This is a genomic window from Klebsiella sp. GFKo11, assembly GCF_056490265.1.
The window spans coordinates 252249-264164 of sequence record NZ_CM151369.1; the positions used below are offsets into that span (position 1 = coordinate 252249).

The 11916-nt window shown below is 53.1% G+C and carries 11 protein-coding genes; 5 read left to right on the top strand and 6 right to left on the bottom strand.

What is annotated here, in order from left to right; genetic code table 11:
* Positions 1-6 precede the first annotated feature (6 nt).
* The 4 genes from glyS (at position 7) to yidD (ending at position 4985) form a co-directional block, all read left to right on the top strand.
* Complete coding sequence (glyS, locus tag AC07P6_RS01180; RefSeq protein WP_478315478.1) at positions 7-2076, top strand: glycine--tRNA ligase subunit beta; 2070 nt, start codon at positions 7-9, stop codon at positions 2074-2076.
* Between the two features lie 326 nt (positions 2077-2402).
* On the top strand, positions 2403-2555 hold the full coding sequence (hokA, locus tag AC07P6_RS01185) for a type I toxin-antitoxin system toxin HokA (protein ID WP_110276253.1): 153 nt from the start codon (positions 2403-2405) through the stop codon (positions 2553-2555).
* A 305-nt stretch (positions 2556-2860) separates the two neighbouring features.
* On the top strand, positions 2861-4480 hold the full coding sequence (locus tag AC07P6_RS01190; protein ID WP_478315479.1) for an ATP-binding cassette domain-containing protein: 1620 nt from the start codon (positions 2861-2863) through the stop codon (positions 4478-4480).
* Between the two features lie 118 nt (positions 4481-4598).
* Positions 4599-4985 (top strand): membrane protein insertion efficiency factor YidD, encoded by a 387-nt coding sequence (gene yidD / locus AC07P6_RS01195; protein WP_478315480.1) that lies wholly within the window; start codon positions 4599-4601, stop codon positions 4983-4985.
* Between the two features lie 50 nt (positions 4986-5035).
* Here yidD and cspE read toward each other — a convergent pair whose 3' ends face one another.
* The 3 genes from cspE to AC07P6_RS01210 all read right to left on the bottom strand — a co-directional run bounded on the left by cspE (position 5036) and on the right by AC07P6_RS01210 (position 7396).
* Entirely contained in the window at positions 5036-5248 is a 213-nt protein-coding gene (gene cspE, locus AC07P6_RS01200) for a transcription antiterminator/RNA stability regulator CspE (protein ID WP_110276250.1), read from the bottom strand.
* 260 nt (positions 5249-5508) lie between these two features.
* A complete protein-coding gene (locus AC07P6_RS01205) occupies positions 5509-5799 on the bottom strand; it encodes an HTH-type transcriptional regulator (RefSeq protein ID WP_182235267.1) in 291 nt (96 codons plus the stop codon).
* Between the two features lie 238 nt (positions 5800-6037).
* Positions 6038-7396 carry an MFS transporter gene (locus AC07P6_RS01210; protein ID WP_478315481.1) on the bottom strand — a complete coding sequence of 453 codons (1359 nt, stop codon included), beginning with the start codon at positions 7394-7396 and terminating at the stop codon, positions 6038-6040.
* A gap of 441 nt (positions 7397-7837) precedes the next feature.
* On the opposite strand from AC07P6_RS01210, the gene AC07P6_RS01215 reads away from it, so the two are divergent.
* Positions 7838-8548 (top strand): DUF3053 domain-containing protein, encoded by a 711-nt coding sequence (locus AC07P6_RS01215; RefSeq protein WP_110276247.1) that lies wholly within the window; start codon positions 7838-7840, stop codon positions 8546-8548.
* Between the two features lie 50 nt (positions 8549-8598).
* Here AC07P6_RS01215 and ghrB read toward each other — a convergent pair whose 3' ends face one another.
* The 3 genes from ghrB to AC07P6_RS01230 form a co-directional block, all read right to left on the bottom strand.
* Positions 8599-9570: a glyoxylate/hydroxypyruvate reductase GhrB gene (gene ghrB / locus AC07P6_RS01220; RefSeq protein WP_112215978.1), complete on the bottom strand. Its 972-nt coding sequence runs from the start codon at positions 9568-9570 to the stop codon at positions 8599-8601.
* 24 nt (positions 9571-9594) lie between these two features.
* Positions 9595-10875, bottom strand: a complete 1281-nt coding sequence (locus AC07P6_RS01225) for an MFS transporter (protein ID WP_182235264.1) — start codon at positions 10873-10875, stop codon at positions 9595-9597.
* Positions 10876-10977: 102 nt separating this feature from the next.
* On the bottom strand, positions 10978-11916 hold the full coding sequence (locus tag AC07P6_RS01230; RefSeq protein ID WP_478315482.1) for a sugar kinase: 939 nt from the start codon (positions 11914-11916) through the stop codon (positions 10978-10980).

The window sequence follows — 11916 nt, forward strand, 5'->3', positions numbered from 1 at the left end:
GCGGCCATGTCTGAGAAAACTTTCCTGGTGGAAATCGGCACTGAAGAGTTGCCACCAAAAGCACTGCGCAGCCTGGCTGAATCCTTTGCTGCGAACGTGACTGCGGAGCTGGATAACGCTGGCCTCGAGCACGGTAAAGTTGAATGGTTTGCTGCTCCGCGTCGTCTGGCGCTGAAAGTGGCAAATCTGGCGGCGGCGCAAGCCGATCGCGAAGTCGAAAAACGCGGCCCGGCGATTGCCCAGGCGTTTGATGCCGAAGGTAAAGCAAGCAAAGCGGCTGAGGGTTGGGCGCGTGGCTGCGGTATCACCGTCGATCAGGCTGAGCGTTTGGCCACCGACAAAGGCGAATGGTTGCTGTATCGCGCACACGTGAAGGGCGAAAGCACCGAAGCGCTGCTGCCGAATATGATTGCCACCTCGCTGGCGAAGCTGCCAATCCCGAAGCTGATGCGCTGGGGCGCGTCAGACGTGCACTTTGTGCGTCCGGTTCACACCGTGACGCTGCTGCTGGGCGACAAAGTTATTCCGGCAACGATTCTGGGTATCCAGTCTGACCGTGTGATTCGTGGTCACCGCTTTATGGGCGAGCCTGAATTCACCATCGATAATGCCGACCAGTATCCTGAAATCCTGCGCCAGCGCGGCAAAGTCATTGCCGATTATGCCGAGCGTAAAGCGAAAATCAAAGCCGATGCTGAAGAAGCTGCGCGTAAAATTGGCGGTAATGCCGATCTGAGCGAAAGCCTGCTGGAAGAAGTGACTTCCCTGGTTGAATGGCCGGTTGTTCTGACCGCAAAATTCGAAGAGAAATTCCTCGCCGTACCGTCTGAAGCGCTGGTTCACACCATGAAAGGTGACCAGAAGTACTTCCCGGTTTACGCGAACGACGGCAAACTGCTGCCGAACTTTATCTTCGTCGCTAATATCGAATCGAAAGATCCGATTCAGATTATTTCCGGCAACGAGAAGGTTGTGCGCCCACGTCTGGCGGATGCCGAATTCTTCTTTAATACCGACCGTAAAAAACGCCTGGAAGACCATCTGCCGCGTCTGCAAACCGTGCTATTCCAGCAACAGCTGGGTACGTTGCGCGACAAGACTGACCGTATTCAGGCGCTGGCGGGCTGGATTGCCGAGCAGATTGGCGCTGACGTTAATCACGCCACCCGCGCGGGCCTGTTGTCCAAGTGCGACCTGATGACCAACATGGTCTTTGAGTTCACCGACACCCAGGGCGTGATGGGTATGCACTACGCGCGTCACGATGGCGAAGCGGAAGATGTGGCCGTCGCGCTGAACGAGCAGTATCAGCCGCGCTTTGCCGGTGATGACCTGCCGTCCAACCCGGTTGCCTGTGCGGTCGCGATTGCCGATAAGATGGACACCCTGGCGGGTATCTTTGGTATCGGTCAGCATCCGAAAGGCGATAAAGACCCGTTTGCGCTGCGTCGTGCCGCGCTGGGCGTGCTGCGCATCATCGTCGAGAAGAACCTGAATCTGGATCTGCAAACGCTGACCGAAGAAGCGGTACGTCTGTACGGTGACAAGCTGACTAATGCGAAAGTTGTCGATGAAGTTATCGATTTCATGCTCGGTCGTTTCCGTGCCTGGTATCAGGACGAAGGCTATACCGTTGATATCATTCAGGCGGTACTGGCGCGTCGTCCGACTCGTCCGGCAGACTTTGATGCGCGTATGAAGGCGGTCTCGCACTTCCGTACCCTCGAAGAGTCTGCTGCGCTGGCGGCAGCGAACAAGCGAGTCTCCAATATTCTGGCGAAATCAGACGTAACGCTGAACGATATCGTTCATGCTTCCGTGCTGAAGGACGCGGCAGAAATTAAGCTGGCAGGCCATTTAGTCGTGCTGCGCGATAAACTGCAACCGTACTTCGCCGAGGGCCGTTATCAGAAAGCTCTGATTGAGCTGGCCTCTCTGCGTGAACCGGTAGATGAATTCTTCGAGAACGTGATGGTTAACGCTGAAGATCAGAACGTGCGCGTAAACCGCCTGACGCTGCTGTCTAAGCTGCGCGATCTGTTCCTGCAGGTAGCGGATATTTCTCTGCTGCAGTAAGCGTATCGTTAATAATAAAAGACCTGCCTCTGGGCAGGTTTTTTTATGTCTGAAATATAAATAAGTGAACCGTTAATAATTCTCTAATTAATACTTTTGTTAATTTCATTCAGCAGTAGAGAATTTTTTAGGAATATATCAACGCCGTCTAGTTGGATATTTACGGTAGAATACTTGCGGGTGCTTGAGACTGTTTGTCTCAGGTATTCTGCAGGAGACAGATAGAGAAAAGCCCCACCTGATGGTAATCAAAGTGAGGCTCCCCTATGCATCAACACCATAAGAGTAGCCTCTTACCTGTTGAAAATCAACACTGGAGGCGAGGAATGCCGCAAAAGTATCTGTTGTTTGGCTTAATAGTGATTTGCTTCACTGTTTTATTATTTACCTGGATGGTTCGCGATTCACTGTGTGAATTACAACTCAGGCAGGGAAATATTGAGCTGGTGGCATTCTTAGCCTGTGAAATTAAACAGTAAGAGTGTCTGGTGGGGAGCTATCCCCACCATTCTTTTGGTGTTAAGCATTCTCAATACACCCTTTCATTTTTCATCAAATAAATGTTTTGCCTCCTGATATCAGGAGGCCTTTTTCCCCCTGTCTGTCTACCTGTTGAAAAAACAGGCTTGAAATCCCTGCCGCGATGTGGCTATCCTATGTCCCGACGAATCCCTCGTCTTACTGGAGAGCACGCAACAAATGAACAAACACGACTGATGAATTTCGCTCCTTGCTTGGCGCTATTTGCGGGCAGGGGAGGTATTAATTTCATTCAGGAGTGCTTATGGCTCATAGTGCCCAGTCCCCTTCTTTTATTTTGCATCAGGTCACCTGTCAGTTTGCGACAGGAGATACGCTTTTTGGTCCGCTGAATTTATCGCTCGAAGGCTCCCTCTGTGGCCTGGTTGGGCGCAATGGCGTCGGAAAAACCAGGCTTCTGCGTTTGCTGGCGGGGGGTGACTCACCGTCTGGCGGAAGTATCGAGCGTATTGCTTCAGTTAGCTACGTGGCGCAGCAGCATGCGATGACCCCAAATACTACGCTGGCTGAGTTATTAGGCTTTGAATCTGTTTTCGCTGCTCTGGCTCGCCTGAATCGAGGTGAAGGACGTGCTGACGACCTTGAACATCTTGATGGTTTTTGGGATCTTCCGGATCGCCTGCGTGCAGGATTCATGGATGCTGGTTTAGGTGAATTTTCCCCCGAACGTCCGGCCTCTTCGCTGAGCGGTGGTGAACGCGTGAAAGCGCTGTTATGCAGAGCATTTCTCAGTGGCGCGGACTATTTACTGCTTGATGAACCCACCAACCATCTGGACCGACAGGGCCGCGAGTGGCTGTATCAGCAGCTTGAACGCTGGCGTGGCGGGGCGCTGATTGCCAGCCATGACCGGGAGTTGCTGGCCAGAATGCCGCGCATCCTTGAGTTGACGCCCGCGGCTCTGCGCAGCTATGGCGGAAACTACGCGGATTATCAGCAGCAGCGCGAGCTGGAACAACAGGCGGCTCGCGCCGCGCTGGAGCATGCTGCTACTGAGCGAAGACGTACCCGCGCACGTTTGCAAAAAGAGCATGATGCCTGCCAGCGGCGTTCTGCGCAGACGTTACGAACTATCGACACGCTAAATATCGCCTCATTCGAACGGGTGGCTTACAAAGGGGCGGCGAAAGAGCGCCCCGGCACCCTTAAGCGCCAGCATCGTGAACAAAATAGCGCTCTCAACGATGCGGTAGTACAGGCGCGTGAACGGGTAGAGGAGGACAACCCGGTGATGTTTACTTTGCCCGGTAGCCAGGTCGCTGCGGGAAAACAGGTGCTGGAGCTGGAAGCGTTGCAGTTGGCGCATGCGCATATGCTACCGCTGAGCTGGCGGCTTGATGGGCCGATGCGGGTGGCGCTGCGCGGCCCCAATGGTTGCGGTAAGACGACGCTGCTTAAAACGCTGCTGGGGCTAGAACCTGCTCAGTCAGGAGTCAGTCGCTTATCCGTTCACGCAGCGTATTTAGATCAGCACCTGAGTCAGTTAGATTTGTCGCTATCGGTGATGATGCATCTGAATCTCGGCGATACGCCATTAGAAGAAGGTGCCCTACGCAGCCAATTGGCGCAATTACAGCTGGGGGCGGACAAAGTCCATCTACCATTATCGGCCCTAAGCGGAGGAGAGCGGCTGAAGGCGGCGCTGGCCTGCGTGCTCTGGCGGCGGGAAGCGACGCAATTACTGTTACTTGATGAACCCACGAATCATCTCGACCTGGCGTCCACTCAGGCGATTGAAAAAGCACTAGAACAGTTTCCCGGCGCGATACTGGTTGTGTCGCATGATGAAGCTTTTTTACAAGCGCTGAATCTGACCCACTTTCTTGAGTGGCGGGAAAGCGGCTGGTTTGCTGGCGCGTATTGAATAGTGATAGATGGGTTCTCAATTGAGCAAATTATTTTTTGAGAATCCATTTATATTAGTCTTATAGAAATGGTGGTTATTATTGCCTTTCATGTCGCATCCGGCATAAAAGGCCTATATGAATAACCTGATTTTGAAATTCATCGTTTTCTATCAGCGTGTTATCTCTCCCCGTAAAGGATATCGCTGTGCTTATGGCGCTCTGCATCATACGCAAGGATGCTCGGGGGCGGTCAAAGAGATTATCCAACAGAAAGGTGTGATTGGCGGCTGGGGAGAGATTCGTCAGCGTTTCAGTGACTGTCGGCTTGCGGCTGAAACTTTGCAAAAACAAAAGCCTAAAGACGATCCGAAACGTAAAAAGGAGCGTGATGATTGTGGCCTTTCGGGCTGTGATGGCCAGTGTTGCACTTATCTGCCGGACTCATTACCGAGAATCCCTCTGCCGGATTTGGAATGTCCTTGTGACTGCTCTTCCCTGCGTTTTAAAGGTTATCGCAGATAAAAAAAATCCCCGCCGTTTGGCAGGGACTTGAAATTTTGAGCTTTTTAAGCTTACAGGCTGTTTACGTTACCAGCTGCCGGGCCTTTAGCGCCGCTTTCGATGGTGAAGGAAACTTTCTGACCTTCGTCCAGAGATTTGTAGCCTTCGTTCTGGATAGCAGAGAAGTGTACGAACACGTCTTTAGAACCATCGTCAGGAGTGATGAAGCCGAAACCTTTGTCAGCGTTGAACCATTTTACGATACCAGTCATTTTACCGGACATAGCGAATTACCTTTAAAAAATAAATGAGCCTTTCGGCGTTACGGTCTGGACTACAGATTTGAAGCGATAAAGGGAAAGTTCACTACCGGGGTATCAACGATAACCTTTGAAGGACTGCTCTATTCGAATACTCTGTGGTCTTTAAATCAAACCTGCGAGCATTAACGCATTTTCGCGCCGTGATAGCAAACTTTTTTTTCACTGGCTTAAAAACGGTCCTTAACAGGACCGTCAGCCTGAACGAAGTATAGCCTAAATTGTTAGTCGATGATCTGTCTTGAAAGCTGTGGGTTCGCCTGAATAAGGCGCATTAATTTCATCTCGGTGGAAGAGGGTTTCAGGCGTCTCGATTCCCACTCTTGTACCATTGCTACGCTGACGCCCATGGCATTGGCGAAATCATCTATCTTGAGCCCGGTACCTTTGCGTAGCTGTTCAAATTCGCTGAATGCGGCGGACTTGCGCGTCAGGGTTGCCGCCTGTGCTTGATCTTTAAAAATAATCTGTTCCAGGTTGCTCATTAATTCAAATACAGGATCTTTATATTCCATTGAGAGCTCCTCTCTTTCATACAGCGGAGGTTGAAATTTGTAGAGCCTCTTAAGAATAGTCGCAAAAAAGATCTAAGAATGATCACGTAGGTGATTATTTGCCGACGCGGTTTCTTCTGATGGGTCATGGTCTGGGTAAGATGATGATTAATAATAGGGCCAGCCTGTTTAGAAAATTATTGTAAACAGTTAAGAAGAAAAGCAGAAAAGGCCAGCGCGTTCCCGCTGGCCTTATGGATTACGCCTTTTGCAGCTTATCGACTTCACCCTGTGGGGCCGTGGATTGTCGTTGGCTCAGTTTGTATTTCACCAATAATGCGATGGCGGACAAGAACGCCGGGATGGCCAATAGAGTAAAAATAGTCTCGAATGATAGCTGAGCTTCCATTAGGAATACGCCGCTAAATGCGCCAAGAATGCCGCCAAAGCGCCCAATGCCCAGCATCCAGGCAACGCCGGTCGCGCGTCCTTGTGTTGGATAGAATCCGGCAGCCAGCGCAGGCATCGATGATTGCGCGCCGTTCATAATACTGCCCGCGATAAACACCATCACACCCATCAACAGCAGACTGCTGGTTGAGAAACCGACCAGACAAACGAATACTCCGGTCAGCAGCCAACCTACGGCGACGACCTTGTTCGGGTTGATCTTATCCATCAATGCGCCGAGGATGAGCACGCCAATGCCGCCACCCAGCGGGAACAACGCGGTAATAATCGAGGCTTGGCTCATGGTTGCGCCGGTTTCGCGAATTAACAGCGGCAGCCAACTGGTCAGTAAATAGAAAATCAGCAGGCCCATGAAGTAGGTCAGGCAGAGCATTACGGTCCCCACGGCATAGCGTGGTGAGAAAATCACCCCAATGGCCGATTTCTCTTTTACCTGGCCCGCTTCGCGTAGTTCAAATTCAGCGTGTTCAGGAACGGGAGCGATGCGGCGCAAAATGGCAGCAATATGCTGTGCTGGCTGCTGTTTCACCACCATATACCGCGCTGATTCGGGTAAGAGAAAGATCAGCACTACCGCTAACAGCAGCGGCATCACGCCACCAAGCACCAGCACGCTTTGCCAGCCGTAGTGAGGGATCATCCAGGCGGAGAGGAAACCTCCCAGCGATGAGCCCATCGGAAAGCCGACAAACATCAGGTTAACCATCAGCGCCCGACGGCGCTCGGGGGCATATTCGCTCATCAGCGTCGCGGCGTTTGGCATGGCGGCGCCCAGTCCAAGTCCGGTCAGAAAACGCAGTAGCGTCAACTGATTGAGACTGGTGGCAAAGGCGGTCAGCAGGCTGAAACTACCGAAAACCACGATTGACATAATCAGCACTTTCTTACGCCCAACGCGGTCGGCTAGCGGTCCGGCTGTCAGCGCACCGACGGCAAGCCCCACTAACGCGGAGCTCATCACCGGGCCCAACGCTGACTTTTCGACCCCCCATTCCTGTACAAGGTCGGAGGCAATAAAGCCGATTATCGCGGTATCGAACCCGTCCATAGCGACGGTGATAAAACATAAGGCCAGAATCATCCACTGGTATTTCGTGAAGGGATGTTCATTGATAAAAGCCTGAATATCGATGGTTGTTTTCTTCATGCGGCATTCCTGGCAGGCAGAGCGGGGGACAGAGATAGATTATTATTATCTCCCTCGCGGGCGTTGATATTGTTTGTGCGATTATCGAACGAATTGTCGTTAATCGCTCATTTAATAAAATCATCGAACGGCATTTCAGGCAATGTAGGCTAGTCGGGAAGCGTGCGATTATCGTCCGCTTTGCTAATGTAAAAGCAAAGATACGCAATAAATTTAAATAAAATCAGCTTGTTAATTCGGTCCTGGCCTGGGCGAGGGATGGTGGTAATTGTGATGAACTTAACAGACGATATTATTGCGCGCTAAAACAGCGATAACCGGCATTTTAAGGCGGAAGATTGTCAGGAAAAGGTATCCTGCAAGGCCGACCTGGACTATCCTTGTCAGCGTCTGGCACGTGTGTGCCTGTTTGCGCTTTTTTTGGCTGAAAGGAGTAAAAAAATGGCGACAGGAAAGTCCTGCTCTCGCTGGTTTGCGGCTATTGCAGCCCTGTTAATGGTGGTTAGCCTGAGTGGATGTTTTGATAAAGAAGGCGATCAGCGCAAAGCGTTCATCGACTTCCTGCAAAATACGGCAATGCGTAGCGGCGAACGTCTGCCGACGCTGACCGCCGATCAGAAAAAACAGTTCGGGCCTTTCGTCTCCGATTATGCGGTGATTTATGGCTATTCACAGCAGGTGAGCCAGGCGATGGATGCCGGTCTGCGTCCGGTGGTTGATAGCGTAAATGCGATTCGTGTCCCGCAGGATTATATGACTCAGCGTGAACCGCTACGTCAGGCAAACGGCGCTTTAGGCGTATTAAGCCAACAGTTGGAAAACGCAAAAATGCAGGCGGACGCTGCACACGGTGCGCTGAAACAGGGTGACGATCTCAAGCCGGTCTTCGACCAGGTTTATAACAAAGTAGTGACCGCTCCGGCGAATGCGCTACAGCCGCTGATTCCGGCCGCGCAGGTATTTACCCAGCAGCTGGTGCAGGTGGGCGATTTTGTCGCTCAGCAGGAAGCGCAGGTGAGCTTCGTGGCGAACGGTATTCAGTTCCCGACTTCACAGCAGGCCAGTCAGTATAATACGCTGATTGGGCCGCTGGCCGCTCAGCACCAGGCCTTTAACCAGGCATGGACTGCGGCAGTTAACGCAACCCGTTAACGGTTCTGACAACCCGGGCACGGCTTGACCCTGGCCCGGGTTTTCTTTTCTCACTTCACCTGCGGATTCACGCAGTTCTTCTCGACTTTGCCGTTCAGGGCATCAATCAGATTATCCACTGCGCAGGCCGCCATGTTATAGCGAGTCTCATGCGTTGCTGAGCCAATATGCGGCACCGCGACGACGTTCGGCAGGCTTAACAGCGGGGAGTCTTTCGCCAGCGGCTCTTGTTCAAACACATCCAGCCCGGCGGCATAAATTTCACCTTCCTGTAGGGCGGTAATCAGCGCTTTCTCGTCAACCACCGGACCGCGTCCGGCGTTGATAAAGATGGCGGAAGATTTCATTTTGGCAAACTGCTCTTTACCAAACAGGTGATGGGTTTCTTCGGTCAACGGCAGGATCAGGCAGACAAAATCCGCTTCCTGTAACAGGGTGTCGAGATCGCAATAGCGGGCGTTAAAGCGCTCTTCCGCCTGTGGGTGCTGACGGCGAGCGTTATAGAGAATCGGCATGCCGAAGCCCGCATGCGCACGCTGGGCGAGCGCCATCCCGATACGACCCATGCCGACGATCCCAAGGGTTTTGTGATGCACATCGTTGCCAAACCAGTCCGGGCCGATGCTTTTGGTCCACTCTCCGGCCTTCACGCGATTAGCAACTTCAACCACCCGACGCGCGGTGCTTAACACCAGCGCCATTACGGTATCGGCGACGGTTTCGGTCAGCACGGTCGGGGTGTGCATCAACAGCACCTTATGGGCATTCAGCGCATCGACGTCGAAGTTGTCGTAGCCGACGGAGATGGTTGAGGTCGCACGAAGTTTGGGCATTTTCTCCAGTAACGCGGTATCGACTTTTTCGCTGGAACCCAGCAGACCTACCGCTTCAGCGAACGCCGAGGCGTGCTGCGAAACGGTCTCCGGACTCAGGTTTTTGACCTGAGTGACGGTAAAGTGTTGTTCCAGACGCTGTTGCAGGTCGTCGGGAAGCGTTTTGTAGAGAATAACTGACGGCTTCATGCGGATCTCCGTTGTGTTAAAGGTTCAGGCGTGACGTGCGCCAAGCGGAAGGGTTTGATTATTAGCAGGCTTAACAATCAAAGTAAGCCATACCGAGACGAAAAGCGCCACTCCCATAAAAATGTACGAGGCCGAAGGGCTGCCGGTGGTGCCGTTAAGATAGCCCACAAACCATGAACCGAAGAAGGAACCGAGTGCACCCATGCTGTTGATTAGCGCCATCGCGCCGCCAGCAACGTTGCGCGGCAGCATCTCAGGGATGATGGCGAAGAAAGGCCCGTAAGGGGCGTACATCGCCGCACCGGCAATAACCAGCAGAATATAAGACACCCAGAAATGATCGCTGCCAACGGCCCAGGACCCCATAAAAGCAAAGGCGGCAATCAGCAACAGCGGCCAGACGAACAGCTTACGGTTCTGCATTTTATCGGATGCCCATGAGACAACGATCATCGCGATAGTCGCTGCCAGGTAAGGAACGGATGAGAGCCAGCCAACCTCGACCATGCCCATATTTTCGCCGCCGCTGCGGATAATCGACGGCAGCCACAGAACGAAGCCGTAAACCCCGATGCTCCAGGCAAAGTACTGCATGCACAGCAGAACAACGTTGCGTGAGCGAAAGGCTTCTTTGTAGTTACGTACGGCTTTAATACCCTGCTGTTCGTGTTCCAGTTGTTCCTGCAGAGCAGCTTTCTCGCTTTCGGCCAGCCAGTTCACCTGGGATGGTTTATCCTTCACCAGCACCCACCAGCAGAAAGCCCAAAGGATCGCCGGGACACCTTCGATGATAAACATTTCACGCCAGCCTAAGGCCTGAATCAGATAGCCGGAAACCACCGACATCCACAGTACCGTGACCGGATTGCCGAGGATCAGGAAGGTATTGGCCCGCGAACGTTCGGATTTAGTAAACCAGTTGCTGATGTAAATCAGCATCGCCGGCATCACGGCCGCCTCCACGACGCCAAGAATAAAGCGGATCGCCGCCAGCGCGGGAATGTTGTGCACCATCCCGGTCAGCGAGGCGCAGCCGCCCCACAGAATCAGGCAGATAAAAATCAGTTTGCGCACGCTGCGGCGTTCCGCATAAATGGCGCCGGGGATCTGGAAGAAAAAGTAGCCAAGGAAGAACAGCGCCCCCAGCAGGGAGGAGACGCCCTTGGTAATGCCTAAGTCTTCAGTAATACCGGCCGCCGAAGCGAAGCTAAAGTTGGCGCGGTCGAGGTACGCCAGGCTATACGTGATAAACACGATAGGCATGATGTACCACCAGCGTTTTGTTGCGTTCGTCGAGCTTTTCATAGGCTTGCCTCTGTTAGTGAGGTGACACTCATCATCGATAAGGTGCGTTACGCCGCGCTGCATGTAGGGTACAGGACGGCTATGACATTGTGCTGAACCGGATTATTCGCCCAGCGCCTCGCGGGTGGGTAATCCTTCACTGTCCCCCTGGACCTGGATGGCCAGCGAACCAATTTTATTACCGCGTTGTACCGCCTGGCGCAGCGGCTGGCCCTCCAGCAGGGCGCTAATCACCCCGACGGCAAAACCATCGCCCGCGCCGACGGTATCGACGACGTTATCCACTTTTATCGCCGCCACGGCTCCTTGTTCGCCATCGGCGGTTTTATACCAGGCGCCATCAGAGCCGGTCTTAATCACTACCGTGCGTACGCCGCGGGTGAGATAGAAGTCCGCGATGGCTTCCGGCGTCTGCTGACCGGTCAGAATCATCCCCTCTTTTAAGCCGGGAAGAACCCAGTCGGCCTGAAAAGCAAGCTGGTTCAGTTTTTCCACCATCTCGGCTTCGCTTTTCCACAGCGTCGGACGCAGATTGGGGTCGAATGAGAGGGTTTTTCCCTGAGCCTTCATGGTACGGGCCGCGTGATCCAGCAGGGCGTACGAGCTTTCCGACAGCGCGGCGGCTACACCGCTTAAGTGCAGGTGACGAGCGCTGGCGAAATAGGCTTCGTTAAAATCATCCGGTGAAAGATGGCTGGCGGCGGAACCTTTGCGGAAATATTCCACAATGGGATCGGTTCCATTTTCAACTTTAGATTTCAGCTGAAAACCGGTAGCGTAGCGGCCATCTTTGCTCACGCCACGTGCATCGATCCCCTCTTTCGCCAGCGCGTTGAGGACGAAGCGACCAAAGCTATCCTCGCCGACGCGGCTCACCCAGCCGACGCTTAAGCCCAGGCGGGCCAGGCCGGTAGCGACGTTCAACTCTGCGCCCGCGACGCGTTTCATAAAGTGCTCTACTTCAGCCAGTTCGCCGGTTTCGGTAGCGACAAACATCGCCATGGCTTCGCCTATGGTGATGACATCTAACGTTTTTTGCAT

Bases quoted from the DNA above. Each gene is read 5' to 3' on its own strand.
- AC07P6_RS01210 (WP_478315481.1), bottom strand. From the start codon at position 7,396: ATGAAGAAAACAACCATCGATATTCAGGCTTTTATCAATGAACATCCC.
- AC07P6_RS01230 (WP_478315482.1), bottom strand. From the start codon at position 11,916: ATGCAAAAAACGTTAGATGTCATCACCATAGGCGAAGCCATGGCGATG.
- AC07P6_RS01190 (WP_478315479.1), top strand. From the start codon at position 2,861: ATGGCTCATAGTGCCCAGTCCCCTTCTTTTATTTTGCATCAGGTCACC.
- AC07P6_RS01205 (WP_182235267.1), bottom strand. From the start codon at position 5,799: ATGGAATATAAAGATCCTGTATTTGAATTAATGAGCAACCTGGAACAG.
- glyS (WP_478315478.1), top strand. From the start codon at position 7: ATGTCTGAGAAAACTTTCCTGGTGGAAATCGGCACTGAAGAGTTGCCA.
- AC07P6_RS01215 (WP_110276247.1), top strand. From the start codon at position 7,838: ATGGCGACAGGAAAGTCCTGCTCTCGCTGGTTTGCGGCTATTGCAGCC.
- ghrB (WP_112215978.1), bottom strand. From the start codon at position 9,570: ATGAAGCCGTCAGTTATTCTCTACAAAACGCTTCCCGACGACCTGCAA.
- cspE (WP_110276250.1), bottom strand. From the start codon at position 5,248: ATGTCCGGTAAAATGACTGGTATCGTAAAATGGTTCAACGCTGACAAA.
- AC07P6_RS01225 (WP_182235264.1), bottom strand. From the start codon at position 10,875: ATGAAAAGCTCGACGAACGCAACAAAACGCTGGTGGTACATCATGCCT.
- yidD (WP_478315480.1), top strand. From the start codon at position 4,599: ATGAATAACCTGATTTTGAAATTCATCGTTTTCTATCAGCGTGTTATC.
- hokA (WP_110276253.1), top strand. From the start codon at position 2,403: ATGCCGCAAAAGTATCTGTTGTTTGGCTTAATAGTGATTTGCTTCACT.